Annotated in this window: 24 protein-coding genes, 1 tRNA gene and 1 pseudogene; 11 read left to right on the forward strand and 15 right to left on the reverse strand. The window is 66.6% G+C overall.

What is annotated here, in order from left to right; genetic code table 11:
- On the reverse strand, positions 1 to 756 hold the full coding sequence (locus OG589_RS36255) for an IclR family transcriptional regulator (RefSeq protein WP_405142818.1): 756 nt from the start codon (positions 754 to 756) through the stop codon (positions 1 to 3).
- 103 nt (positions 757 to 859) lie between these two features.
- On the opposite strand from OG589_RS36255, the gene OG589_RS36260 reads away from it, so the two are divergent.
- The 3 genes from OG589_RS36260 to OG589_RS36270 all read left to right on the forward strand — a co-directional run bounded on the left by OG589_RS36260 (position 860) and on the right by OG589_RS36270 (position 3,891).
- Complete coding sequence (locus tag OG589_RS36260) at positions 860 to 2,032, forward strand: 4-hydroxybenzoate 3-monooxygenase (RefSeq protein WP_405142820.1); 1,173 nt, start codon at positions 860 to 862, stop codon at positions 2,030 to 2,032.
- A 95-nt stretch (positions 2,033 to 2,127) separates the two neighbouring features.
- A complete protein-coding gene (locus OG589_RS36265) occupies positions 2,128 to 2,955 on the forward strand; it encodes an MBL fold metallo-hydrolase (RefSeq protein WP_405142822.1) in 828 nt (275 codons plus the stop codon).
- Positions 2,956 to 2,967: 12 nt separating this feature from the next.
- Positions 2,968 to 3,891: a DUF72 domain-containing protein gene (locus OG589_RS36270; RefSeq protein WP_405142823.1), complete on the forward strand. Its 924-nt coding sequence runs from the start codon at positions 2,968 to 2,970 to the stop codon at positions 3,889 to 3,891.
- 4 nt (positions 3,892 to 3,895) lie between these two features.
- Here the strand turns inward: OG589_RS36270 and OG589_RS36275 are convergent, their stop codons facing one another.
- The 3 genes from OG589_RS36275 to OG589_RS36285 form a co-directional block, all read right to left on the reverse strand.
- Entirely contained in the window at positions 3,896 to 4,663 is a 768-nt protein-coding gene (locus OG589_RS36275) for an arylamine N-acetyltransferase (protein WP_405142825.1), read from the reverse strand.
- Positions 4,664 to 4,744: 81 nt separating this feature from the next.
- A complete protein-coding gene (locus OG589_RS36280; protein ID WP_405142826.1) occupies positions 4,745 to 5,389 on the reverse strand; it encodes a class F sortase in 645 nt (214 codons plus the stop codon).
- Between the two features lies 1 nt (position 5,390).
- Entirely contained in the window at positions 5,391 to 5,681 is a 291-nt protein-coding gene (locus OG589_RS36285; RefSeq protein WP_405142827.1) for a hypothetical protein, read from the reverse strand.
- 186 nt (positions 5,682 to 5,867) lie between these two features.
- Between OG589_RS36285 and OG589_RS36290 the strand changes: the two genes are divergently transcribed.
- The 6 genes from OG589_RS36290 (at position 5,868) to OG589_RS36315 (ending at position 11,593) form a co-directional block, all read left to right on the forward strand.
- Complete coding sequence (locus tag OG589_RS36290; protein ID WP_405142828.1) at positions 5,868 to 6,551, forward strand: response regulator; 684 nt, start codon at positions 5,868 to 5,870, stop codon at positions 6,549 to 6,551.
- 59 nt (positions 6,552 to 6,610) lie between these two features.
- The gene (locus tag OG589_RS36295) at positions 6,611 to 7,993 is read left to right on the forward strand and encodes an ATP-binding protein (RefSeq protein WP_405142829.1); all 1,383 of its coding nucleotides are present in this window, start codon (positions 6,611 to 6,613) and stop codon (positions 7,991 to 7,993) included.
- On the forward strand, positions 7,990 to 8,529 hold the full coding sequence (locus tag OG589_RS36300; RefSeq protein WP_405142831.1) for a hypothetical protein: 540 nt from the start codon (positions 7,990 to 7,992) through the stop codon (positions 8,527 to 8,529). The genes OG589_RS36295 and OG589_RS36300 overlap by 4 nt, the downstream gene beginning before the upstream one ends.
- 147 nt (positions 8,530 to 8,676) lie before the next feature.
- Positions 8,677 to 10,077, forward strand: a complete 1,401-nt coding sequence (locus OG589_RS36305) for a hypothetical protein (RefSeq protein ID WP_405142833.1) — start codon at positions 8,677 to 8,679, stop codon at positions 10,075 to 10,077.
- A 170-nt stretch (positions 10,078 to 10,247) separates the two neighbouring features.
- Positions 10,248 to 10,850 carry a DUF6461 domain-containing protein gene (locus OG589_RS36310; RefSeq protein ID WP_405142834.1) on the forward strand — a complete coding sequence of 201 codons (603 nt, stop codon included), beginning with the start codon at positions 10,248 to 10,250 and terminating at the stop codon, positions 10,848 to 10,850.
- A gap of 239 nt (positions 10,851 to 11,089) precedes the next feature.
- Positions 11,090 to 11,593, forward strand: a complete 504-nt coding sequence (locus OG589_RS36315) for a hypothetical protein (protein WP_405142835.1) — start codon at positions 11,090 to 11,092, stop codon at positions 11,591 to 11,593.
- A gap of 38 nt (positions 11,594 to 11,631) precedes the next feature.
- Here the strand turns inward: OG589_RS36315 and OG589_RS36320 are convergent, their stop codons facing one another.
- The 3 genes from OG589_RS36320 to OG589_RS36330 all read right to left on the reverse strand — a co-directional run bounded on the left by OG589_RS36320 (position 11,632) and on the right by OG589_RS36330 (position 15,140).
- Positions 11,632 to 12,174, reverse strand: coding sequence for a hypothetical protein (locus OG589_RS36320; RefSeq protein WP_405142836.1), 543 nt, complete (start codon positions 12,172 to 12,174; stop codon positions 11,632 to 11,634).
- Positions 12,175 to 12,550: 376 nt separating this feature from the next.
- Complete coding sequence (locus OG589_RS36325; protein WP_405142837.1) at positions 12,551 to 13,945, reverse strand: sensor histidine kinase; 1,395 nt, start codon at positions 13,943 to 13,945, stop codon at positions 12,551 to 12,553.
- Positions 13,946 to 14,813: 868 nt separating this feature from the next.
- Positions 14,814 to 15,140 (reverse strand): hypothetical protein, encoded by a 327-nt coding sequence (locus OG589_RS36330; RefSeq protein ID WP_405142838.1) that lies wholly within the window; start codon positions 15,138 to 15,140, stop codon positions 14,814 to 14,816.
- 475 nt (positions 15,141 to 15,615) lie between these two features.
- On the opposite strand from OG589_RS36330, the gene OG589_RS36335 reads away from it, so the two are divergent.
- Positions 15,616 to 17,295 (forward strand): serine/threonine protein kinase, encoded by a 1,680-nt coding sequence (locus tag OG589_RS36335; protein ID WP_405152200.1) that lies wholly within the window; start codon positions 15,616 to 15,618, stop codon positions 17,293 to 17,295.
- 33 nt (positions 17,296 to 17,328) lie between these two features.
- On the forward strand, positions 17,329 to 18,441 hold the full coding sequence (locus OG589_RS36340) for a hypothetical protein (RefSeq protein WP_405142839.1): 1,113 nt from the start codon (positions 17,329 to 17,331) through the stop codon (positions 18,439 to 18,441).
- Between the two features lie 229 nt (positions 18,442 to 18,670).
- Here the strand turns inward: OG589_RS36340 and OG589_RS36345 are convergent, their stop codons facing one another.
- From OG589_RS36345 to gyrA, 8 genes and pseudogenes are all read right to left on the reverse strand, one after another.
- Complete coding sequence (locus tag OG589_RS36345) at positions 18,671 to 18,976, reverse strand: CPCC family cysteine-rich protein (RefSeq protein WP_405142840.1); 306 nt, start codon at positions 18,974 to 18,976, stop codon at positions 18,671 to 18,673.
- Between the two features lie 211 nt (positions 18,977 to 19,187).
- Positions 19,188 to 19,658 carry an NUDIX hydrolase gene (locus tag OG589_RS36350; RefSeq protein ID WP_405142841.1) on the reverse strand — a complete coding sequence of 157 codons (471 nt, stop codon included), beginning with the start codon at positions 19,656 to 19,658 and terminating at the stop codon, positions 19,188 to 19,190.
- 2 nt (positions 19,659 to 19,660) lie between these two features.
- Positions 19,661 to 20,404 carry an XRE family transcriptional regulator gene (locus tag OG589_RS36355; RefSeq protein WP_405142842.1) on the reverse strand — a complete coding sequence of 248 codons (744 nt, stop codon included), beginning with the start codon at positions 20,402 to 20,404 and terminating at the stop codon, positions 19,661 to 19,663.
- Between the two features lie 760 nt (positions 20,405 to 21,164).
- A complete protein-coding gene (locus OG589_RS36360; protein ID WP_405142843.1) occupies positions 21,165 to 21,764 on the reverse strand; it encodes a UTRA domain-containing protein in 600 nt (199 codons plus the stop codon).
- 33 nt (positions 21,765 to 21,797) lie between these two features.
- Positions 21,798 to 21,938: pseudogene (locus OG589_RS36365) on the reverse strand (GntR family transcriptional regulator); the annotation flags it as partial.
- A gap of 113 nt (positions 21,939 to 22,051) precedes the next feature.
- Positions 22,052 to 22,128, reverse strand: a tRNA-Ile gene (locus tag OG589_RS36370).
- Between the two features lie 195 nt (positions 22,129 to 22,323).
- Positions 22,324 to 23,232: a DUF3566 domain-containing protein gene (locus OG589_RS36375; RefSeq protein ID WP_405142844.1), complete on the reverse strand. Its 909-nt coding sequence runs from the start codon at positions 23,230 to 23,232 to the stop codon at positions 22,324 to 22,326.
- A gap of 209 nt (positions 23,233 to 23,441) precedes the next feature.
- The gene (gyrA, locus tag OG589_RS36380) at positions 23,442 to 25,943 is read right to left on the reverse strand and encodes a DNA gyrase subunit A (protein WP_405142845.1); all 2,502 of its coding nucleotides are present in this window, start codon (positions 25,941 to 25,943) and stop codon (positions 23,442 to 23,444) included.
- Between the last annotated feature and the right edge of the window lie 16 nt (positions 25,944 to 25,959).

Raw genomic sequence — 25,959 nt, forward strand, 5'->3', positions numbered from 1 at the left:
TCAAGAGGTGCGGCCGTACGCGCGGGCGATCTGCTGGGCGCAGGCGAGCAGTGGCTCGACGAGCCGGGGCAGCTCCCGCGCCCGCCGGGAGGACAGGACGACGCCGAGGGCGGCGATCGGCAGGCCGTCCACGATGATCGGCGCGGCGGCCGAGCACGACCCGAGCGTCATCTCCTCGTAGGTGAACGCGTAGCCCTGGGCGCGTACGGACGCGAGCTCGCGCGCGAGCCTTCCCGGCTCGGTGACGGTGTGCCGGGTCGGCCTCTCCAGCTTCCTCGCGAGGTAGGAGGTGATGAACCACTCGGTCTCGTACGCCAGGAGCACCTTGCCCACCCCGGTGGGGTGCATCGGCAGCCGGCCGCCTGTGCGGGAGACGATCGGCACGGCCCGCCGCCCGTACACCTTGTCCACGTAAAGCACCTCAAGCCCGTCGCGGACGGCCAGGTGGACGTTCTCCCCCGTGCCGCCGAACAGCTCCTGCAGCCAAGGATGCGCGACCTCCAGCAGGCGGCGGGGGGCGAGCTGGCCGAGCTCCCAGATTCGCAGGCCGATGTGGAAGCGGCCGTCGCCGTCGCGGCTCAGCGCCCGCGAGGCCGCGAGCTCGCGCACCAGCCGGTGGGCCGTGGTGAGCGCGACGCCGCTGCGGCGGGAGATGTCGGTCAGGGTCAGCCGTGGGTGATCGGTGTCGAAGGCGCCGAGGATGGCCAGCACCCGGGATGTCACTGATCGCCCGGGATCGCGAGAGCCGCCGGCCACCACACCTCCTCCTTGTCCACATGCTGTGGATATTGTGCCTCGACTTCCGCTCAGTGGAAGGCGAAGCTCGTACAGAGGGTCCTTGCCGCAGGATCCTCCTCCTATGCGAACTCAGGTTGGAATCGTCGGGGCAGGTCCGGCAGGCCTCCTGTTGTCCCATCTGCTGCACCTGCGGGGCATCGACTCGGTGGTGCTGGAGCTGCGCAGCCGCGACCACGCCGAGCGCCGCGTACGGGCCGGCGTGCTGGAGCAGGGGACGGTCGACACCCTCGTCGGGGCGGCCGTGGGGGACAGGCTGCTGCGGGAGGGCCTTCCCCACCAGGGGATCGAGCTGAGATACGGCGGCACCGGGCACCGCATCGCCTTCGAGAAGCTCGTCCCTGGACGGGCCATAACGGTCTACGGCCAGCAGGAGGTCGTCAAGGACCTGATCGCCGCCCGTCTCGCAGACGGCGGAGATCTCCGCTTCGAGGTGGACGACGTGGCCCTGCACGCGATCGGCACCGAGCGGCCGTACATCACCTTCGGCGGCGAGCGGCTCGACTGCGACTTCATCGCGGGCTGCGACGGCTTCCACGGCGTGTCGCGGCCGTCGATCCCCGCGGGGGTGCTCACGGAGTACGAGCGTGAGTACCCGTTCGCGTGGCTCGGCATCCTGGCCCGGGTCAGGCCGTCGGCCGAGGAGCTGATCTACGCGCGGACGGAGCGCGGGTTCGCCCTGCACAGCATGCGCTCCCCCGAGATCAGCAGGTTCTACCTGCAGGTCGCGGCCGGCGAGGACCTCGCGGACTGGCCGGACGACCGCATCTGGGCGGAGCTGAAGGCGCGGCTGGAGACGGTCCCCGGCTTCGTCCTCGCCACGGGGGAGATCATCGACAGGGGAGTCACGCCCATGCGGAGCTTCGTGGCCGAGCCCATGCAGTACGGCCGGCTGTACCTGGCCGGGGACGCCGCCCACATCGTGCCTCCGACGGGGGCCAAGGGCCTCAACCTGGCGGTGGCGGACGTGCGCCTGCTGACCAGGGCGCTCGCCCATTGGTACGAGACCGGGTCGGGCGAGCTGCTGGACGGCTACTCGGAGGCGTGCCTGAAGCGGGTGTGGCGGGCGCAGCACTTCTCCTGGTGGATGACGACCCTTCTGCACACCTTGGAGTCGGACGACGCGTACGGTCACCGGCTGCAGCTCTCCTACCTTGACTATGTGACGTCCTCGGAGGCCGCGGCGACGACGCTGGCGGAGAACTACGTGGGCCTGCCGTACGGGCCGGCGGAATGAACCCTTTACGCAGGTCGGGCCCTGGGCCGCCCCCGAGCCGAGGCGGTGAACTCCCGTGTGCTTAACCTGAAATAACAGGAGACGGGGGGATTGAGATGCCCGACGCAGCAGAAGCGAGTGTCTTCTTCATCGGAAACGCCACCACGCTGATTCGCTCTCATGGCTTCACCCTGCTGACGGATCCTAACTTCCTCCATCGCGGCCAGCGTGCCTACCTCGGCTGGGGCATCAGCACCCGCCGTCGCACCAACCCGGCGATGGAGATCAGCCAGCTTCCGGACATCGACGCCGTCGTGCTGTCCCACATGCACGGCGACCACTGGGATCGGGTGGCGCGCGAGGGGCTGGACCCGAGCCTGCCGATCATCACCACCCCGCACGCCGCCGAGCGGCTCAGGCGGCAGGGGTTCAACAACGCGGTCAGCCTGGAGACCTGGCAGGACCGGCGCCTGCGCCGCGGGGACAGCACGCTGAAGATCACCTCCCTGCCGGGCCGCCACGCGCCGGGGATCGCCGAGAAGCTGCTGCCTCCCGTCATGGGAAGCATGCTGGAGTTCGGCCACGACGGCGAGGTGAACCTTCGTCTCCACATCAGCGGGGACACGCTGCTCGACGAATGCCTGGCGGCGATCCCCAAGCGGTTCCCGGAGATCGACCTCGCGATCGTCCACCTGGGCGGCACGAAGCTGCTCGGGGCGCTCCTGGTGACCATGGACGGCATGCAGGGCGCCCACTGGGTGGAGCTGATCAACCCGAACTACACCCTGCCCGTCCACTACGACGACTACGAGGCGTTCTCCTCTGGGCTGGACGACTTCCGCCACCACGTCAACCGCCTGGGGCTGTCCGGCCAGGTCAGGTACATCACGCGCGGCGAGACCTACCACATCCTCGGCCGCCGGACGGGACACGGAGCCCGATAACGGCGGCCACCGATGGGGGAGATCCTGGTCGGCACGGCGTCGTGGACGGACAAGACCCTCCTGCGGTCCGGCTGGTACCCGCCGGACGTCACGACTCCCGAGGAGCGGCTGCGGTACTACGCGCGCGTCTTCCCGCTCGTGGAGGTCGATTCGACCTACTACGCGACGCCCGCCGAGGAGACGGCGCGGCTGTGGGCGTACCGGACACCTCAGGGCTTCACCTTCGACGTGAAGGCGTTCTCGCTGCTGACCTGCCATCCGACCCGTCCCGCCGCGCTGCCGAAGGACCTGCGGGTCGAGATGGCGCCCGGCAAGAAGAACCTCTACGTGCGGGACCTGGATCCGGCCGTGGTCGAACAGGTGTGGGAGCGCTTCGTGTCCGCGCTGATGCCCCTCTGGGAGGCGGACAGGTTCGGGGCGGTGCTGTTCCAGTTCCCGCGCTGGTTCCCGATCAGCAAGCGCAACAAGCACTACATCCTTGAGTGCAAGCGACGCTGCGAGCCGCTGAGGATCTCGGTCGAGTTCCGGAACCGTACGTGGATGACCGAGGAGAACCAGGCCGAGACCCTCGATTTCCTGCGCTCGTACGCCATCCCGTACGTCTGCCTCGACATGCCCCAGGGGTACCCGTGCTCGATCCCTCCGGTCGTCGCGGCCACGTCCGACCTTGCGATCGTGCGGTTCCACGGCCGCAGCGACAAGTGGACGAGCCGGGACATCTACCAGCGGTTCGGTTACCTCTACTCCCCGGAGGAGCTGAAGCAATGGACGCCGAAGCTGTGCGAGCTCGCCGGGGAGACCACCAGCACGCATGTGCTGATGAACAACTGCTACCGCGACTACGCCCAGACCAACGCCCGCCAGCTCGCCGACCTGCTCAGGACCATGCCCGCCTGCCCGGTGCGGCCACCGCCCGCGCAGCCGGACGATGCCTGAGCGCTCAGGCCACGGTGGGCACCCGGTCGAGGGTGATGCCGAAGTAGGTGCGATAAGCGTCGAGGACGTCGGCGTCGCCGTCCAGTACGAACTCGCGGCGCTCGCCGCCGACGGTGTTGATCAGCTTGGTGCCGCTCAGGGTGACCCGGCCGGACTCGGTGGTCAGCGAACACGTCAGCGACCGGGTGAAGTGGGACAGCGGCGAGGTCTGCTGCCACCAGCAGGTCGGGACGAAGTCGCCCAGCTCGTACGGCCGAGGGTCCAGCCGGTACTCGGGCCTGCCGTCCAGCATGACGTCGACGTCCCCGTGCGGGCCGTTCTCGGTGATCCGGAACACTCCGCCGGGATCGTGCTGGTCGTCCCACACGTCCAGGCGCAGCGGGTGCAGGCTGAACTTCCCGAAACCGACGTCGACCAGCCACGGCTCGTCCAGGTCGACCCGCAGGGCGAGATGGTCGAACGGCGGCCCCGCCCGATCGCCGTCGAAGACCCGGGCGGACAGCAGCGTCACCTCGTAACCGAGCGCACTGAGCAGCGCGCCGAACGCGCCGTTGAGTTCGTAGCAGAACCCGCCCCTGCGGCGCTCGACGACCTTCTCGACGAGCGCCCGCTCGTCGAGCACGATCGGCTCGCCCAGGTGGATGCTGAGGTTCTCGAACGGCACCGCGAGCAGATGCGCGCGCTGCAACCGCCGCAGCGCCTCGAAGTCGGGACGCTCCGGCCGCGCCGCGCCGATCCGGGCCAGATAGGCCGTCACCTCTGAGTCCCTCATGCGACTCCCCACATCGACCGCGCCGGCAACTGTCCCACCCGGCCATACTGCCGTAGAGCACCGACAATCACGCGGGTCGGTTCAGGTCAGCCGGGCGTAGACGATCACGTTGCTCGTGTAGTGGCCGGTCCGCTGGTCGAAGGTGCCGCCGCAGGTCACCAGGCGGAGGCCCGCGTGGTCGAGCGGGCCGTACACGCGCCGGCTGGGGAACCTGTTCTTGGCGACCAGTTCGACCGACTCCACCACGAACCGGGCCACCGTGCCGTCCATGCGGGTCACGGACATGGGGTTGCCGGCGCGCAGGCGTCCGAGGTCGTAGAAGACGCCCTTCCGGCCTCCTCCGTCGACGTGGCCGAGGATCACCGCCGCCCCGCGCTCCCCGGGAGTGGCCCCGTTCTCGTACCAGCCCGCCTGCTCGGGGTGCTCGACCGGCGGGATCTGCACCGTTCCGTCCGGCTTGAGGCCGAGCCTGCCGAGGGACACGTGGACGCCGATCTTCGGTATGTCCAGGCGCTCGGGTTCGGACCGTACGAGAACGGGATCGATGGCGTGAGAGGGGATGGAGGCTGGACGCGGCGGCGGGCCTTCCGAGGACGGCGGGCCTTCCGGGGACGGGGGGCCTTCCGGGGGCAGCAGGCCGCGGCCGACCAGTACGGTCCCCGCCAGGACCGCGGCGGCGGCCGCCACGCCCAGGGCATGGCGGCCACCTCGTCTTACTCCCGGCATGTCAGGCTTGGTCGCTCGCACGACGGCGCAGCACCAGCACGCCCGTCCCGGCCCCCGCGGCGAGAAGGGCTCCACCGAGCGGAAGCAGGGGGTTCGCGCCGGGGCCGCCGCCGGTCTCCGGAGCACCCCTCGGGATCTCCCTGCTCGGCACGGGAGTCGGGCTGGCGGCCCGCTCGCTCGGCACGGGTTTCGGAGTGGCCTGGGGGCTGTCATCGGCCATGGCGGGTCCGGCCGCGGTCAGCATGGCGACGCTGAAAGCGGCCGCGGTCAGGGCGGTACGGGCGAATCGCATACATCCTCCTCAGCGGTGACGGGTCGGAACTGCTCCGCCGACACGCACCGGACACAGACGTCACTGGTCGGGAACGGGCTCGATGCTGGCAGCGGAATGTCCGCTGACCATGACCGGAATGTCATGAGCTTGTAATGGTTGTCCCAATTGCGGGTAAGCCGTCGGACTCCGCCGGATAATTGAGCGGTGGCCAGAGTGATGGTGATCGAGGATGACCCGTCCGTACGGGAGGGCCTTCGCCTCTCACTCGGCCGGCACGGGCACGACGTCGACGTGGCCCGCACCGGCGAGGACGGCCTGAAGCGGCTGCTGGAGGCTCCGGCCGACATCGTCGTGCTCGATCTGATGCTTCCAGGACTCGACGGGTTCGAGGTGTGCCGCCGGATCCGGGCGGGCGGCCCAACCCCCATCGTCATGCTCACAGCCCGTGGCGATGATCTCGATGTGGTGAGCGGGCTTGAGGCGGGGGCCGACGACTACGTCGTCAAGCCGGTGCGCCCGCGCGTGCTGGAAGCCAGGATCCGCGCGGTCCTGCGCCGCGTCGGCCCCGCGGCCTCAGCGGTCACCGTCCAGGAGACCCACGGCGACCTGGTCATCGATCGTGGCTCGCTCACCGTGTCCAAGGCCGGGATCCCGCTCACGCTACCGCCGATGGAGCTACGGCTCCTGCTGGAGCTGTCCGCGGCGTACAGCCAGGTGTTCAGCCGCCAGCAGTTGCTGGAATCGGTGTGGGAGCTGGACTTCCTCGGCGACTCACGCCTGGTCGACGCGTGCGTGCAGCGGTTGCGCACGAAGATCGAAGACGTCCCCGCCAGGCCTCGTTACGTGCAGACCGTACGCGGGTTCGGGTACCGGTTCGGGCCTCTGTGAACCCGGTGCCCCGGCGGCTCCGCCTCCCGATATGGGTACGGGGCCTACGCGCCCGCCTGGTGATCGTCTTCGTTCTCCTCGCCGGGCTCAGCGCGCTCACCGCCGCCGGGCTGATCTACCGTCAGGCGCGCGACCTCATGCTCACGCGCACTGAATGGTCGGTCGTCAACGACTTCCGGCTGCGCGTGGCGACCCTCACCGAGAACATGCAGCATCCGCCCGACCGCGCGGCCCTGCAACAGCTGGCCAACCGGGTGGCGCCGTCGTTCCTGGAGGCGACCGGCGCCGCGGCCTACCGCGACTCGGGACTGATCGCCTCCCGGGACGACACCGGCGCCGTCACCCCACAGATGCGCCGCACCGTCGCCGAGCGGAACCGGCTCTTCTACCAGCGGGTGATCAGGTCCGGCACGCCGTACCTGGTGGTCGGCACGCCGGTGATGCTGGGTAAGAAGTCGGCTCCGTCCGGCGTGGAGGTCTACCTGGTGACGCCGCTCACCAAGGAGGAGGGGGACGAGGCGGCGCTGGTCACCGCGGCGCGACACGGTGTGATCCCCGTTGTGGTACTGGCCGTGGTGCTCGCCCTGGTCGCCGCGCGCGGGGTGCTGCGCCCCGTACGCGATCTCGACCGGGCCGCGCGCAGGCTCGGCACGGGCGAGCTGGACACGCGCCTGGCGGCGAGCGGCAGCGACGAGCTGGCCCGGCTGGTGAACACCTTCAACGCCACGGCCGCCGCCCTGGAGACGAACGTCTCGGAACTGCGCGGCATGGAGGTCAAGGCCCGCAGGTTCGTCGCCGACGTGTCCCACGAGCTCCGCACTCCCCTGGCCTCCATCCTGGTGATGGCGGACATGTTCGAGGAGGAGGCCGGTCGCCTCGAAAGCGATCTCGCGAAGGCGGCCCGCCTGATGAACCTCGAGGTCGGACGGCTGGTGCGGCTCGTCGAGGACCTCATGGAGATCTCACGGTTCGACGCGGGCGCGGCCACGCTGATCCTCAACGACGTCGACGCGGCGGACGCCGTCCGCGCCTGCCTGCGCACCCGTGGCTGGACCGACCGGGTCGACCTGGACCTGCCACAGGGTATCCGGGTGAGGCTCGACCCCCGCCGCTTCGACGTGATCGTCGCCAACCTCGTGGGAAACGCGCTCGACCACGGAGCTCCTCCGGTCACGGTGCGACTCAGGGATCCAGGAGAGAGCGTCGTCGTCGAGGTCGAGGACAGAGGCGAAGGGCTGGACCCGCGGATCCTCCCCCACGTCTTCGACCGTTTCTACAAGGCGGACACGGCGCGGGTGAGATCGGAGGGCAGCGGGCTCGGCCTGGCCATCGCCGACGAGAACGCCCGCCTGCACGGCGGCGTCATCGAGGTGGCCAACCGGCCGGGCGGCGGAGCGGTGTTCACGCTGTCCCTGCCTCGTGGCGGGGAGGAGGGCACATGACCGGAACGCGCCGGGCACTGGCGGCGATGGCGGTGCTCCTGCTGGCGGGGTGCGGCATCACTCCGACGGACGTCACGGACGGGGGCGAGCCGGCGATCGGCTTCCGTCCCAGCACCCGGCTGTATTTCGTGTCGGGCTCCCATCTGCGGGTCGTGACCCGTCCCATCCCGTGGCCCCCGCTCAAGGAGACGCTCGACCTGCTGCTCGACGGGCCCACCGACGCGGAGCGTAAACGAGGCATCGTCAGCGAGCTGCAACCTGTCCACACGCCGACCAAGGTCACCGCCGGCCAGGCGAAGGTGCGCATCTCCCTGCCCGTCCCCAAGCCGGTGGCCGAGCCGGTGGCCACGCCGATGGCCACGCCGATGGCCACGCGGTCGATCCTGTGGATCGGGCAGCTCACGTGTACGGCGGCGAGCGCCCTGGCCGCACGTACGGACATCGACCCGGACGCGATCACGGTGGTCATCACGCAGTCAGGCGCCCGGAGCCTCGGCTCCTTCCGCTGCTCGCAGTTCCCCCGCGGCTCGGAGTGACCGCCGGCCCGATTCCCTTGCTCACGCCCCTGACGATGGCGGTCTTGCCCGACGCGTGCGATTCCATGGCGTACGGGTTCGCAGTCATATATGTCGTTATAGATAGTCTTCGCTGTCGTGGCTCGACGATCATGGGTTCTCTGGGCGATGGCTTTGCTCACCGCGCTGGGCCCCGACTTCTACTACTGGATCGAATCGCTCCTGACCGGGAACGACGGCACCCAGAGCTACGCCTCAGTGTTCTGGTACCCGTGTCCGAGCAACTGGCTCTACGACCTGATCAGATATCCGGAAGATGTGCTCGTCGACATCCCCCTCTTCTGGTACGGCGGAGCACCGCTGATCGTCTTGGGCTTCGCAGGCTGGTATCTGAGCATCCGGAGCGGGCGTGACGGGCTCGGCAGGATCATCGCCCGCTCCGCCGCAGCGGCACTACTTCTCCTCCAGCTCCATGACCTCCTACTGGTCGACCTCGACTCGGCACTCAGCCCGCAATGCATGGACTGGCCGGGACCGCCGGACATGGTGAGCCGGCGCGTAGCCATGGACCTCTACTTCCAGGCGCCCCCGCTCTTGGTGCTGCTCGCCGCACGCTCTCCCCGGCGGGTGTTCGTGCGACGAGGACCCCTCAGCCGCACGACGGTCGCTGTCCTGACGGTCATGGCAACCTTCCTGCTCGCAGCGGAGTCCGCCCCTCCCGGCAGGGTGAGCGGCGAGTATGAGCTCGACTGCGCCGGATTCGGTAACGGCACAGCGAGGGGGCTGAGCAAAGCGGAGAAGAACTTCCTGTGCACGGTCCGCGGCCATTCCTTCTACGACGAAGGGGGCGTGGCTGGGTGGACTGACGTTCCTGACCGGGAGGTGCTGGCCCAGGGACGCCACTTGTGCGGCCTGGCCGTACAGCACGGGGGTGATGTCAACGCGCGAGCCGTACGGGAAGCGCCGCAGGCGTCCTTGACGGGGGCGCTGGCAAGCCTGTGCCCCGAGGTGGCCCAGGCGCAGAAGGTGGAGGCCCAGCGGATGGAAGACGAAGAGACCGCGTACGTCGCCAAGAAGGAGAAGTCCTGCGCCGCGCATCCGAGGCATCGGCCGAAGATCAGACCGGTACGGCAGCGGCGAGCCACCATGTGGACGGAGTTCCGGTCGATCAACGGATGGGAGGAAGGATACGAGGGCACCGTCCCTGACATGGTGAAGGACCTGGTCGGGAGCGAGCGGGGGGCCCTGACGATCTGGGCGGCCGACGAGATCGGGCACGCCTGTGTGACCGTCGAGTCCTACACCAGGCGCCCGCCGATGGAGATCAGGGGCTGGGAGGAGGTGGTCGAAGTGGGCTACGACAGTCCGAGCGGTTCTCTGAGCCTCGTCGACGGTTCGGGAGACCGTCTACCCGGTCTCACCTCCGCCGGCCCGGGGTCCTACCGGGTCCGGGTCCACCTGCGAGGCCGCGAGCGCGTCACCCAGTACCTCCATGCCCCAGACGGCACCGTACAACTACTGATCATGGTCTTCCCCGGCAAGTCGAACAAGCCCGTCGTCTACAAATGAGCCCCCGTCCTACACCGTTCGTTAGCCCTCCATGGCCGTTGTTCGCCCCGACGGCAATCCCACGAGCGACCTTGTGCTGCCAACCACACCAGTGACGCATTGGACAGGTGATCGAGCTCTTTGTCGGTGATGGCTGCGATCATGCCGTTCACCTGACCATGGGAGTGACGATGACAGAGCCCTACGAAGAGTTCCGCTGGCTCTCCGACCGTGAACCACTGGGTGACATCTACTGCGTGTCCTTCGTCCGGGGTCTGTCCCCGGACGAGGCGCTCCGCCGATTCGGTGTGGACGAGAGCACGGTGGAGGAGGCGACGTTCGACGAGCTGAACGAGCGCTCGGCGGAGAACGCGGTGGACGCGGCCGGTTACATCGGCGCAGTGAAGATCGATGACTGGACGGTGGTCATCGAACCGGGGGGATGGAAGATCGCCGTCGACTCCGAGATAGGCGCCCGGGTCTCGCAGGGAACCGAGGTCGTGTCGGTCTGTCGCCACGACTACGCCGAGGACACCTTCACCTACCTGGTCGACGGCAAGGCGGTCGTATCGTTCGATCCGCTGGATCCAGAGACGCGGTCGGGCGGCGATCCGGACCGCTTCGTCGCGGAGATGCGTGAGGTCGGGCTGAACCCTGATCACGACTTCGACGGTCCGTCCATCGGCTTCCCGATTGGGCGTTCGTTCGCCCTGGCCAGAAGGATCACCGGCCTCCGGTTCTCCCCTGATGTGCTGAACCTGCGCTTCCTCGGTGCGGAACCCCTTGAGGAATGAAGTCCGGAGAAGCGCCTACTCCGCCGGTATCGGTGACGGGGAAATCCTGGCGCCGGCCTGCCCGGAGTTGGTCCCTGAACTCGCGGGAACGTGACCGGATCAGCCACACCATCGATGAGCTCCAGGCCGCACGCACCATGCTGGACGCCATCATCAGCCACCCCGCCCCCAGAGGTCTCCCAGGCAGCCTGCCTGTCCACCGGTCAGACATAGGCGTCGAGGTCTGGGATGCTGCTGGCATGCGGAAGCATTCGGGTAAACAGGGCATGCGATCGCGAACCGTGTGGGCCGCGGTTGCCCGGCTGGGCCAAGTCCACTGGTTCTTCGGCAATGTCTACGAGGCGATGGTCGACATGCCTCAACTGCTGGCGGACGCTCGATCGGACCGGGCGCCGAAGCTTCTGGGTGCCGGAAGCCCGCTGCGCTACTACCTCCCGGTAGCACCCGTGACACTCGCGGCCACCGCGGCCACTCTGGTCGACCGTTGGCGATCCGGTGGTGACAGACGTGTCATCATCACGGCCGCGGTGAGCACGACAGCGGCGACGGCGTTGACGGCTTACCTCGTACGAACCGTCAATCTCCGACTGCTGCGGAGCAATGAACCGCTGAGCGCGACGGAGATCCGCCGGCTGCTCCGGCTCTGGCACCGCGGCAACCTGTTACGACTGCTGGCCCTCACCGTCGCGATCTGGGCACTCCACCTCGCCCACTTCACTCGCGAGCGCGGTCAAGCGCAGTGATGCTCTTGTCTGGGAACGGAAAGCCCCAGCTCTGAGGCTTACTCCACCCACCACCAGCCGTTCCCCAGGTCGCGGGTGGCTCGGCCCAGGCCCCCCTCGGCAGTCTGGATCAGGGAGTCGTCGCCGGGCCGGCTTGGAAAGTAGGCGACACCCGCCCCGTACTCTGATCTCCATTCATCCACGTAGATCGGCAGATAGAGTCCGTCGTTCTGCGCCTGGACCTCTCCGTCGACCGATAGGTACTTCATCCACCAGGGAGGGTCGAGCGGCCTCCCCTCCCGATAGGCGGCGGCGAGCTCCGCGAAGCTCCCCTGGTGAAGTCGCAGCGTGCTGTCGATGAACGTGGTTCGCCAATCGACTCTCCAGATGACCGCCCCAAGCGTCACAGCGATGATCAATGCGACCGTCGCTCGCGCGTACGCCTGGACCGAGAGGTGCGAGATGACCGCGGTGAAGCTCCAGAGGCAAGCCCATACCCAGCCGAACGCGATGACCAGCCAGCTGAAGAACCACATCTGCCGGTAGAGCGGGATCTGCAGGTAGCTGGCGGCGGCCAGGAAGATCCATCCGAAGGTGGCCACGAGGACGGGCCACCTGGACCAGCGGGCGGACTTCAGATGAGACATCGGCACGGGTGGAGTGTCCCGGCCGTCCTGCGTGAGCCGCTACAGACCAAGCAGGAGTTTCACGCTATTTGCACCACTTCTACACACCCCGCCCAACGAACGGCAGGAGCGCGGTGGACAACGGCAGCACGGTCGTGAATGTGGCCCTCACCTTGGTGGGCTCGGATTTCAACAACAACGTCTACCGCGAGCGCACCAGAACCGCGACTTACGACAACCCCTTCAACTGAGGGAGCTCGACTTCGTGAGTCGTTCTGATTGACGGCCCGCACCACCGTGAAGACCTCGCCGGATCCCTTCCTGCGAGGTCTTCACGGTTCACGGGCCCGGATCACACCGCGGTCACGTACGGCCCCGCCGATGCGAGCCTGTCCGCCTCCAGCGGAGGCAGGCGGAGGACGAACCGTGCGCCCCGCGGCGAGTCCTCGATCTTCAGTGTTCCGTTGTGGGCGGCGACGATCGAACGGGAGATGGCCAGCCCCAGGCCGCTGCCCAGAGGGTCTCTGCGTCGTCCCTCACTGAGGCGGACGAAGGGCTGGAAAACGCGTTCGCGGTCTTCGGGCGCGATGCCCTTTCCGTCGTCGATCACCGTCACGACGGCTGCGCCGGCAGCGCACTGTACGGTGACCTCGACGGCCGTCTTCGCATGCCGCTGCGCGTTGACAACGAGGTTGTTCAGGACAGCTGCCAGCTGCAACCGGTTGCCAAGCACCTTCACCTCGCCGCGCACGTGGGTGGACACCGGCACGGGCCTGGCCGTCGTGATCATCTCCTCTTTCACCAGGGCGCCGAGGTCGAGCGGTTCAAAGGGCGCGGGAGTCGTCTTGATCCGGGCGTACGCCAGCATCTCGTCGATCAGCTCCTGGAGCCGGTCGGCGGCGCGAAGCCCTGTTCTGATCGCTTCACGCGGATCGACGTCGTTTGGATACAGCAGCGCTTCATCCATCTGCGTCCGCAGTCCGGCCAGGGGGGTCTTGAGCTCGTGCGAGACGATGTGCGCGAACCGGCGCTGCTGCTCCATCGCCCCTTCGAGCCGGGTAAGCGTCTGGTTGGCGGTGCGGGCGAGCCGTCCGATCTCGTCGTCGCTCCGGGGCTCGGGAACGCGCAAGCTCAGGTTCGTCACGCTGATCTCCGACATCCTCGCCCGGATCAGTTCCACGGGACGCAGCGTCCGGCCGATGAGGATCCAGGTCAGCCATGTCGTGACCAGGACGACCAGTATGCCCAGCACCAACGTCGAGATATCCAGCACGTGGGTCGCCAGGATGGGGGGTGGTTCCATGCCTGCGTACACGAAGTCAGGCTGGCCCGCTGCGACCCGCGGGTGGACCTGTGGCGGGATACGGACCGCGGTGATCAGGTGGCAGCCGTCGCCCGGGCAGTCGGTCAGATGGACGATCGGCCTGTCGGCCGATGGCCGGACGGTGGTCAGCGGGGGCGATCCCGTGACTCCGGCACTCGCCGCGATCACCTGCCCGCGGGAGTTGACGAGCTGGAGCACGTCCACGGGCGTGTCGGGGGGCGGGGGCAGCCTCTCGCCCGTTCTCATCAAGGCGATCCATTCGGTCGCGGCCTCCTGCGTCTGACTGAAGACGCGGTTCTGAACCTGGTTGCGAACGGCGAGGTCGAACCCGATGCCTATCAGGGTGATGAGGAGCAGAGACGCGACCGCCGCGAGCATCGTGAAGCGCGCCTGGATCGAATGACGGTGTAAAAGATCTCTCATCCACTGCCCTCGCAAATTCCTGGGCCTGGACCGCTTCGCACGCAATCTATCGACAGAGAGGCATTAAACGCTTCAAAGGGTACAAAAGCTCGTATAAACCATCCCTATTGAAGGATTAGGGCTTTGAACATCGACGAGCCCGGCGTCATGGCGTCTTCTCCCCGTGGCGCCGAGCTCGGCCAGATCGCCCCCCGTACCTGCGCGCCTATATGAGCAGCTTCGGCGCGTACGCCACAAACGAGCCGTACCGCGAGCCGGAGGCGTTCAACCCCGACATCGGCAAAACCTTGTCAAGGGCGGTCTCGATACCCGACCTACACCCCAAACCCTCCGCCGGAGCGGTGGCACCCCCGATCATCGGCGCTCGGCCGCCCGCCAGCGCCGGACGCAATTCGCCGTCTTGGCCAGTACCCGCCGAAGCTATAGCCAGCCGTTCCTCGGCCACATCGTCACAGCCACGCACCGCCGGCGAAGGCTAGCCGATGTACGGCGCGTCGCCCTTCCGCGTAGTGACGTAGCCGCAGCCGCTGCCTGTGGTGCATGTCGAGATCTTCCAGCTCCATGCGAGGCACGACCCGGACGGGCCACTCCGTCTGAGCTCCGCTGCCGCCTGCCCAACTACTGTCCGATTTCGGATTGGTCACTCAGAAGATCAAAAAGGCCGCTTCCCGATCATGGGGAGCGGCCTTTGCGCAGGTAATCGATGGTGGGGCTACCAGGACTTGAACCTGGGACCTCTTCCTTATCAGTCAACCAAAGCAGAGGTCACAACTGCGAGGATAATGCGCCTGACCTGCGAGAACGGTGTCTCGGTGTTCATGGTCGTCCGGGCCTGTACGTCGGCGTTGTCACTCAGTTGGTCACCCAGCTACCGGGCTGCGGCGAGGGCATCTCTCACGGTCACGGCATGGCGTGCGCCTCGTCGGCTGAGTTCCGAAGGCGTATCGGCCAACTCCTTGACCGCGTGGCGGTTCAGTTGGATGGCGTCGGCCACGATGGGCAGGCCGTGCTCATGCTGGCCTCGGCGTGCGCAGCGTGCCCAGGCATGAGGCGTACCACGCGCGGTCTCGCGGTAGGACTCCGGCAGGCGGACCAGTCCGGACGCGAGGAGCTCAACGGCCTGTGCGCAGTTGCTCAGATGCAACTCGGCCATCCCGGGCTGGAGTGTGAACCACGTCTCGTCGTAGAAGTACATCCACGCGGGCTCGTCTTCCCTGTATTCGGCTGCGCCAGTGATCAAGGTCTCGGCCTCGTCCAGCAGGGCGTGTACTATGCGTCGAACGGGGAGCAGCGAAGCAAGGACTTGCCGGCCTCGCGACGGAAGCGCTGCCCGATGCACGCCCACCGACAAGAGCAAGCGCGAGCGACTGCCATGCGCCCGCCGTGTGTGCGCAGGGGCGCCCCGGGCACATCCGGCGCGGGAGCAAGTCGGGCAGTACGCGCGTCCCGCGATGCACAACTAACGACCACCATGTCCCTTTCATGAATACATGAGAAGAAGCGACATCTATTAAGCTACATGGACCAAATGCCCGCATGTTACCTCAGGTATCGCACGTAGCTGAATGTGGCGCTATACTGCTGTGAATCAATGTATACCTTGATACAGGTGGGGTTCAGGGTTGAATGGCCCGGATCTTAACGGACCGCTGAAAATAGGCGCGTATCGCGTGCTACGACCCTTGGGCCAGGGCGGCATGGGCACCGTCTACCTGGGAGAAGATGCCAACGGGCGGCTCCTCGCCATCAAGGTCATCAGGCCCGAGTACAGCGGGAACGAGCAGTTCAGAAGGCGTTTCGAGCGGGAGGTCGAGGCGGCCCGGCGCGTACCACAGTTCACGACGGCCGAGGTCGTCGAGGCCGCGCTGACCGGAGCTCAGCTGTATCTCGTAACCGAGTACATCGAAGGACCGGACCTCGATGAGTTCGTGAAGCAATCGGGTCACCTCAAGGGTGCCGCTCTCCACGGGTTCGCGGTGAACCTCGCGACCGCGCTAGTCGCCATCCACGAGGTCGGTCTGGTTCACCGTGATCTCAAGCCGTCCAATGTGCTGCTCTCCCTGAGCGGGTGGCGTGTGATCGACTTCGGTATCGCCCGCCCACTCGATGCTCTCGCGGACATCACTGCCCATGGCCAAGTGGTCGGCACGCCACGATACACGGCACCAGAAATACTCCGCGGCGAGAAAGTCACCGCAGCCTGTGATGTCTTCGCCTGGGGATGTCTGGTGGTGTTCGCTGCGACCGGCCACCCGCCGTTCGAAGGAGACATCTCGGGAGACATCTCGGTCGTTCGCCAGCAGATCCTGGACGCGGAGCCCCGGCTGGACTTCCTTAAGAGCGACCTGCACGAGCTGGTTCGGGCGGCACTGGCGAAAACACCTGGACTCCGGCCAACGGCGCAGCAACTCCTCGACCACCTGCTCGGCCGTTCCGACGATGACCCGACACAGGTCAGGACCACGTCTCCGGTGACCGCACCGACGGGGCAGGAAGCTCCTCCCAACACGGAGACTCTGATCTTCCGCGAAGAGGCCCCTGACGACGCGGCGCTGTCGTCCTCCGAAGACGACCCTCGGCGGAGGACCAACCGGAGGAGCGTGCGCAGAGCGGGGCGTGTCGCCGCCGGGGTCGTTGCGGGCGCTCTGGCGGGCTGGCTCGGCATCTCGCCGCCCTGGGCCAGTGGACCGCCGCAGGATCTGCCCGTACTTTTCCAGGACGACTTCGAGCAGTACGGATCCGGGTGGAGCGGAGGAAACTACTATCTCGACTCGGACTACGGTTTCGGCTATGCCTCCGGCGGGTTCTACGCCATCGATATCAGCGGCTCCAGAACATCTGGTATGACAAGTGTCGCTCCGATCCCGGGGATGGCCTTGAGGAGCGACAAGTCGTCCCATCCTTCGACCCCGGAGAGACTTCCCGAAAGGGTAGCGATCTTCGTTGATCTCTCCACCAGGCAGGGCACCACGGGCCGGGGCACCTACGGTGTCTTCTGCCGGGGGAACCTGAACTCCGAGCAGACCAGATACGAGTTCCTGCTCGACGCAGTAGGAGGCGCCCGGATTCGCAGGCTTCAGAATGGGGCCGGCTGGAACCTAGCGAACATCCAGGTGGGGACGGCCGCCAAGGACGGCTACCGACGGCTTCAAGTCGAGTGCTCCGAACAGCCGGATGGCCTCAGGCTCAGCATGTGGCTGGACGGGGAACACGTGGAATCTGTGACCGACGGCTTTCCCCTCCCGAACGGCGCGGCGGGAATCGTCGTGAACGTCCCCGACCGAGCCTCCGTGATGAAGGCCTCCTTCGACGACTTCAAGGCGAGCGGAACATTCGCCTCCGCGACCTAGTAGCGGAAGGTTCAGCGAGGAGACGAAGCCTGGATGGATGATCACCTGACCGCCGACATCGATCGTGCGGACGCACTCGTCGACCTGTCCAACATTGTCCGGAGCAGCAGGCTCGGTAGTCGGGGCGCAGCCGATCTGACCAGTCTGCATCGGGTGGCCGAGGCTCTCGCCGAGCTTTACAGCGCGGCGAACATCGCGCTGTACGCGGTGTCTGATCAGAGCCTGGTCCGAGGTGGCCTGTTCAACGACCCTGGCCAGCTCCGGTTGGTCCGCCGGTGGAGGGATGACCGGCTGATCGAAGTCGAGAGCAAGGCGGACGTCAGGCTCCTGCAGATCGCTGAAGTGACAGGGCTGCCGATCATCACAAGTGACAGGTTCAGGGGACACCGCCGGGAGTTCCCCTGGCTCGACGGCAGGGACGACGTCGTGCTGGAGCCGTACACCGCCCCGGACGGGAGAATCGCGCTGAGACACATCATGCTGACCCCCGTGCCCGCCTGGGACCTGTCCGCCTCCGAAGAGGGCGACCTGCTCGTCCAGCAAGGGCTGGGGACCGGCAGGAAGCCGAGATTCGACGTGCTTGAGCGGCTGTGGGGCTGCCCAGACACCCGCTGCTTCCGTCACGACCCCCGGCGCAGCCCATACGTGTTGCTGCCACGCTGGCGAGACGGCCGGGTGTTCTGTGACCAGCACGGCCTGGACATGGTCGACCTGGGTTCCCGCCCCCTCGCAGTACAGGTCAAGTTGCTGAAGAATGATCGTGAGGTGCAGCGGTTCACCGTACTGGAGGACTCCGAGGTGGTCATAGGACGCCAGCCTCCACTGGGCGGTCTGAACGTCAGTCCCTGGCTTGACAGTGCGGAGCGCCTTCAGGTCAGCCGATCTCATCTGGTTCTGCTCCTGGAGGGGGAGCGACTCTCTGTCCGGGATACGAGCGCCAACGGCACGTTACTGGCGCTCAAAGACGGTACAGAGGTCATGCTTCACCGCGGTGGTGAGCACCGCGTCAACTTGGGAGATCGCATAACTCTACTCCCTGGCCTTGAACTGGTTCGCAGCGGCCGCCGGTTTCCTGCGGAGCTCACCGCCGATCGGAGCGCCGTTTCGGAAGGCTTCCAGGCTGAGGAGCAGACAACCATCAGCTGATTTGCTGTTCACGACGGCCCGACCACTGCGGCTCAAAACTACACCGTGGGCGACGCCGTACGCTCGTGGGAAGACTCACGATCACGGAGCGACGACCTGCTTACATACGAGTGCTGACCTGCGGGAACGGTCCGCCGAAGTCTGTGGATATCCACTGTCGGACGCTGCGGTTATCACTCAGTTCGTCACCCACCAGGCCAGCGAGATTGTCTGGTCCTTGTGAAAGCAGTCAGGGTAGGCGCCGTCGGCGCTTGACGGTGGCCATCGGAGGCAGGGGCAGAGCGCTGCCATCCGGCGGTATCTCCTGAGGTTCCGGAGGGCGGACGCTGTAGATGAAGCGCTGGTCCATTGCGCCCCACCTCAGGAAGTTAGCTCGGGCTTCTGCCATGTACGTGCGGTTGGGTCCACGTCCATCGTCGCCGTCGTCTTCCCAGAAGCAGAGGTGACAGATCTCGTAGTTTCCCGGCTCGTCTAGGGTCAGGTAGCCACAACACGGACACGGGTGTGAGATGTCGGTTGATTGCTGGTCCGCCATGGATCGAATTATGCGCTGACCCCATGCCGGGCAGTGGCGGGCCGGCGGTCGGCGCGCTGGTGGGATCCACTAGAGCGTGCGGAGATCACCAAGGGTTGGCTTCCCGCACGCTTCACAGTTCCTCCCCCATCTCCGAGACGCCGAGGCCGAGTCATCGCACCGGCGCGCACTTCTGTCCACCTTCAGGGAATGATGTCCACAAGCAGGAGAATCAGCCGATGTATGGGCTCTGTAGGCCTTCCATGTAGTGGCGCAACCGCAGCCGTTGCGTGTGGTGCACGTCGAGATCACCCAGCTCATCAGGAGAAACCCACCGGACCTCAGTGGACTCGTCGCTGATCGCCAGCGTTCCTCCCACGATGCGAGCGGTGAGGCAGATGTTGAACTGTCGGCGAACCTCCCCGTCGGTGTAGGCGATGATGTGGCGGGCGTCGGTGTAGAGGCCGACCATCCCTGTGATCTCGATGTCGTAGCCGGTCTCCTCTTTGACCTCGCGGAACGCTGCCTGCGGTACGGACTCGGTGAGGTCCATGCCTCCTCCGGGGAGCGCCCACAGGTTGTTGTCTCTGCGTCGTTGCATGAGGATGCGACCGTGCTCGTCGGTCACGACGGCGGAGACCCCGACTACGAGACTGTTGGGTCTGGGGGCCTGTGGGTCGTCGTAGTACTCAGTGCGGGCCATCGTCACTCCTCCGGCGCTGGGCGTGAGCAGTCCCAGACGGCCTCGAAGCTCTGGGCGTAGGAATCGAAGAGGCCACCCTGACCTGCACGGCGCAAGTGGTAGACCGGTGCCCCGTAGGCGTTCATCCCGAACACGTGCGCATTGACGATCATGCGGTCATCCCCGATGTAGAGGGAGTTGTACAGCGTCGTGTCGTGAAGGTGTACCTCGACCCCTGCACTGATGAGGGGCCGGTAGTGCATGAGTGCCACGCGGCACCGCGACTCGATGCCGTGACCGTACTTCTCCTCCTGGCCTCGCGCGAAGATTGCCGGGGAGTCGGCGTCGCCTAGCAAGACTCGTACCCGGCAACCGGCGGCGGCTTTGGCGGCGAGCATCTCGTTGAAGTCGGGTAGCGACTCGTACAGGAACACCGCCGCGTAGACCAGGATGCCGATGTGTTCTGCGGCCTGCTCGAACATGGTGCGCCACATCGCGAGTGGGGCGTCGGTACGGGTCGGATAGGCGGCGATGAGTTCGCTGTTTCCGCGCTGCTGCCGACGGCCTTGCTCGATTGTGGGCCACAAGTAGGCAAGGTCTTCGCTGAGTGCCTCTGCTGCTCGGTAGGCGATGGAGCGGTGCGGGGTGCGTCCGGTGCTGAGCCACCGTTCCACGGTCTTCACGTCCATTCCGGTGGACGCGGCGAGTTCCCTGGTGGTGAGCCCTTTGCTGACCATGGCTGAGCGCAGCCGCTCATTCGGCGTCATGGGACGTTTATACGCCGCGCAAGACGTCCCACGAGCCGTCCTTGACGAAGTTCCCCCGTCCCATGTGGGTTCGCATCCTTGGGACGTATGGTGAGCCGGAGAAACGTCCCCGCCCAGTCTCGCCGGACCGTGGCGGCCTCAAGCCAACAGCAGCTCGCATCTGCGTTTGGGATGGCGTCCCCCTCTCCACCTGTCCGCGCGGCCTGGCGGTTATGTCAACAACTGGAGCACCATGGCATCGCTGCCGACGTTCACGACGGTTACGGCCTGGTGCTGGTGTCGGTGTGGGCGGACCTTGTCGTATGGACGGACGGCGTGAGCTAACCGCTGGTGGACGGGCCGGACATCACCGGTCAGAATCACACATCTCCAGCATCGTTGGAGGGTTGCGGCTTCGTAGCAGGCAGGTGCGTTTTTAGATCGGAGATAGCGCAAGCAACTGCACCGATCATGAAGCCGATTCCAGCAAGACCCCACCCAGTACTTACACTTCCATTTCTTGACAACGCGGCAAGAAAAGTGAAGAAGAGGATCGTTGATCCGAGGAGTAAGAATCCGTTTCGCCCATTCATGATCAGCTAGCTTAATGCACACTGAATGTGATGACCATGCCATGACCGCTCGCACAACCTGAGCGGCACGATCTAGCGGCGTCACCTGCATTGGTGGTCGGGAAGATCAGTGCGGGACCGCTCAATACGATGCGGGGCGGCGGCGCGAAGCGGCGGCGCCTTGATCCAGTAAAGAAACTTTGAGCCCACTACACGCGCAGTGCCGAGAGTCCTCTCGGCTCGGCTGAGTTGTAGTCGCTGACGGCTGCCACTTCGAATCGGTCCCCAGGGGCGTCGATCTCGGTGAACTCCAGTGGCCGGCCGTGCCGGCTGAGCATGATCCTGCGGATGACCAGTAGTGGTGTGCCGATCGGTTCCATGCCGAGGTCCTCGTAGGTCTCGATGTAGGGCATCTGGGCATGCACGGAGGTGGTCCAGCGCAGAGGTCCGTGTTCGCGTTCCAGGTGGGCGTAGTAGTCCTCGGGCTCGACGTGGGAGTCGACCTCCCGGTCTGCGCCTTCGCCGGTGATGGTGGTGACCAAGTCGGCCAGGACATAGGAACACAGATGGATGCGGGCGCGGGTCTTGGTGTGCTGCCAGTAGGCGTACCGGTAGACGGCCACGCTGCCTCGCCGTACGGCTAGGACATCGGCTCTGCTGCCTTCGGCGGTCATGAACAGCGCTGAATTGGGGGTGACCTTGTTCTGTGCGCGTTCGGCTTCGCTGGGAACGGTGACGTGCTCCCAGTGCTGCTTGGCAGGGTCGTAAGCCGGGTTGAGTAGGTCTTCATGCCACCCTGTGAGAATCATGCGGCGATCTGGGGTGGGGCGGACGAAGGTACCGCGTCCATGGGCGATGGTGAGTAGCCCTTCCCCGGCGAGCTGGGCGATCGCCTTGCGGATGGTCGGGCGTGAGGTGGCGTACTCGGAGGCGAGAAATGCCTCTCCCGGGAGCGCCTGGCCTGGCTGGTAGTGGTGTTCCAGGGTGTCGTCCGCTGCCGCCTGCCCAACTACTGTCCAATTTTCGGATTAGTCACTCAGAAGATCAAAAAGGCCGCTTCCCGATCATGGGGAGCGGCCTTTGCGCAGGTAATCGATGGTGGGGCTACCAGGACTTGAACCTGGGACCTCTTCCTTATCAGGGAAGCGCTCTAACCGTCTGAGCTATAGCCCCGCTGTGCGACGCAGAGAAGACTATCGCCCCCGCGGAGCGGAAGCGAACCGTCTCTCTGACACGGAAAAGCTTACCGTGCTCTGAGGCCGCCCGCGCCAACGGGATGCACTCGTTATCGTCTGATGCCAGGGAGCAGGGGGATGCGAGGGATGCCGTTGAGGGCGCCCGGCCGAGCCCTCAACGGCATCTGCGGGGCTATTCGGCCTCGCTGAAGGTCACTTCGACGCCGCCCACCAGGTCGGAGGCGACGTTGTAGATGACGGACCCGAGCGTGGAGAGCGCGGTGATCAGGACGACGTTCACCGCGCCGAGCAGGGCGGTGTAGCCGAGGATCCGTACGGGCTCGAACCACGACTTGATGTCGATGCCGCTGGTCGTCTTGCCGTCGGGAACGGTGAGCTGCGTCACGGTGTTCACGATGGAGTCGAAGACGCCGAGCGCCGACAGCACGCCGTACAGGACGGCGACGGCCACGAACAGCACCACGAAGCAGACGAGCGAGACGACGAAGCTGAACTTCATCGCCGACCAGGGCTCGATCCTGCGCAGCACCAGGTGGGCCTTGCGGGGAGCCTTCATCGGCGAGGGCTTGTCACGCTGCTCGGTGCGGCCGAGGGCCGGCTCCGGGGTGGACAGGGCCGACACGGCCCCGAACCCGCCCTGCTTGGAACCGGCACCCGAGGCGGGCTTCCCAGGACGGGAGCCGGGACCGGGCTGCGGAGCACCGCCGGGACCGGGGTGCAGAGCGCCGGCGGAACCCGGAGCGCCGGAACCCGGCCGGGGACCGCCATCGGCACCGGGCCGCGGAGCGCCGTCAGGGCGGGGCTGCGGAGCCGAACCGGGCCTCGCGCCGCCACCGGAGCCCGGCCTGGCGCCGGGCCTCGGGTCGACGTCCGAACCGGGGCGCGGAGCGGCCGACGGGCCCGCCGGCGACCCGGAAGGCGGGGCCGGGGGCTTCTGTGCGGGCCTGGTCGGGCCGCCGCCCGGACCGTCGGGAGATGGCGACCAGGATTTGTCGGGAACGGACGAGGAGCGGATGCGCAGGGTCGCGTCTCCGTTCTCACCGTCGCCGACAGGGGTCACCGCGTCATCGTCACTGGACACGACGACAACCCTGTCATCACTCGGGCCGGCAGGAGGTCGCGCCTTGCCCGTACTTTCCGAGGTGTTCACGCTCTCCGTCACCTGGTTGCGAGTGGAGGAGTTCACCGAGGAGGCAGGGCGGACCCCCTTGGGTGGGTTCCGCTTGCGATTTGCCGAAGTGCCGGGCGATTTACCGGAATTACCGGAACCTCCGGAGTTGACCTGAGGGCTCATTCCTCGTCCTCTCCCCCATTGTCCTCGCTGTCCAGCGCTTCGGCGTTGCGGGCGAGGGCAACCACGCTGTCTCCCTCCGAGAGGTTCATCAGGCGCACTCCCATGGTCTGGCGGCCGGACTGCTTGATCTCGCCCGCGCTGGTGCGGATCACCCCGCCTGCGGAGGTGATAGCGAACACCTCGTCCTCGGGACTCACCATTACTGCTCCGACCAGCTTGCCACGAGCACTGACAATCTTCGCAGTCAGCACACCTTGCCCGCCCCTACCTTGAACGGGATATTGATCCGCCGGCGTCCGCTTCGCATACCCGCCTTCGGTCGCGATAAGCACGTCGGCGCCGTCGCTGAGGACGTTCATCGCCAGCAGCTCGTCGCCGTCGAGGAACCGCATGCCGATGACACCGCTGGTCGCGCGGCCCATCGGGCGCAGTGCCTCGTCGGAGGCGGTGAAGCGAATGGACTTGGCGCCTCGCGACACCAGCAGGACGTCGTCCTCCTCCGAGACGAGCTTGGCGGCGATGACCTCGTCGTCCTCGCGGAGGTTGATCGCGATCAGGCCACCCGACCTGGGGGAGTCGTACTCCGAGAGCCGGGTCTTCTTCACCAGGCCGCTGCGGGTAGCCAGCACGAGGTAGGGCGAGACCTGGTAGTCACGAAGGTCGAGAATCTCCATGACGTGCTCGTCGGGCTGCATCGCCAGAAGGTTCGCCAGGTGCTGCCCGCGCGCGTCCCGGCCGGCGTCGGGGAACTCGTACGCCTTGATCCGGTAGACGCGGCCCTTGTTGGTGAAGAACAGCAGCCAGTGGTGGGTCGTCGTCACGAAGAAGTGCTCGACGATGTCGTCCTGCCGGAGCTGCGCGCCGCGAACGCCCTTGCCGCCGCGCTTCTGCGCGCGGTAGAGGTCGGTCTTGGTGCGCTTGGCGTAGCCGCCACGGGTGATCGTGACGACCATGTCCTCTTCGGCGATGAGGTCCTCGATGGACATGTCGCCGTCGTAGGCGATGATCTCGGTCTTGCGCTCGTCGCCGAACTTGCCGACGATGTCGCCGAGCTCGTCGGCCACGATCTGCCGCTGCCGAGGCTCGGAGGCCAGGATCGCCTGGTATTCGGCGATCTGCGCCATCAGCGACTCGTACTCGTCGACGATCTGCTGGCGCTCCAGCGCGGCCAGCTTGCGCAGCTGCATGTCGAGGATGGCCTGCGCCTGGATCTCGTCGATCTCCAGCAGCTCGATCAGCCCGCCGACCGCCTGCGCCGCGGAGGGCGACCTGCGGATCAGCGCGATGACCTCGTCCATGCGGTCCATGGCCTTGAGCAGACCGCTCAGGATGTGGGCGCGCTCCTGGGCCTTGCGCAGCAGGTAGCGGGTGCGCCGGACCACGACCTCGATCTGGTGGGCCACGTAGTACTTGACGAACTGGTCGAGGCGCAGCGTCCTCGGCACGCCGTCGACCAGGGCCAGCATGTTGGCACCGAAGGTCGTCTGGAGCTGGGTGTGCTTGTAGAGGTTGTTCAGCACGACCTTGGCGACGGCGTCGCGCTTCAGGACGATCACGAGGCGCTGGCCGGTGCGCGAGGAGGTCTCGTCCCGCACGTCGGCGATGCCGGTGACCTTGCCGTCCTTCACCAGCTCGGCGATGGTCAGCGCCAGGTTGTCGGGGTTCACCTGGTACGGCAGGGCCGTGACGACGAGGTTCTGCCGGCCCTTGGCGTCCTCTTCGACCTCGACGATCGCCCGCATGGTGATCGACCCGCGCCCGGTGCGGTAGGCGTCGTCGATGCCACGGCGGCCGACGATCAGCGCGCCGGTGGGGAAGTCGGGGCCCTTGACCCGGGCGATCAGCGCCTCGAGGAGCTCCTCGTCGGTGGCCTCGGGGTTCTGCAGGCACCAGGTGACACCCTCGGCGACCTCGCGTAGGTTGTGCGGCGGGATGTTGGTCGCCATGCCGACCGCGATGCCGGCGGCACCGTTGACCAGGAGGTTCGGGAACCTCGCGGGCAGGACGATCGGCTCCTGGGAGCGCCCGTCGTAGTTGGGCTGGAAGTCGACGGTCTCCTTGTCGATGTCACGGAGCATCTCCATGGCGATCGGCGCGAGCCGGCACTCGGTGTACCGCATGGCGGCGGCGGGGTCGTTGCCGGGCGAGCCGAAGTTGCCCTGGCCGTCGACCAGCGTGTAGCGCAGCGCCCAGGGCTGCGCCAGACGTACGACGGTGTCGTAGATCGACGCGTCGCCGTGCGGGTGGTAGGAGCCCATCACGTCGCCGACGACGCGGGAGCACTTGAAATATCCGCGGTCGGGCCGGTAGCCGCCGTCGTACATGGCGTAGAGCACACGCCGGTGTACGGGCTTCAGGCCGTCACGCACGTCGGGCAGCGCCCGCGACACGATGACCGACATCGCGTAGTCCATGTAGCTGCGCTGCATCTCGGACTGGATGTCGACGGGTTCGATGCGGTCAGCGGGAGGTCCCGGCGGGATGTTCACTTCGGTCACGAGTGGTATGTCCTTT

The organism is Sphaerisporangium sp. NBC_01403 (assembly GCF_045040145.1).
GTDB classification, from domain to species: domain Bacteria; phylum Actinomycetota; class Actinomycetes; order Streptosporangiales; family Streptosporangiaceae; genus Sphaerisporangium; species Sphaerisporangium viridialbum.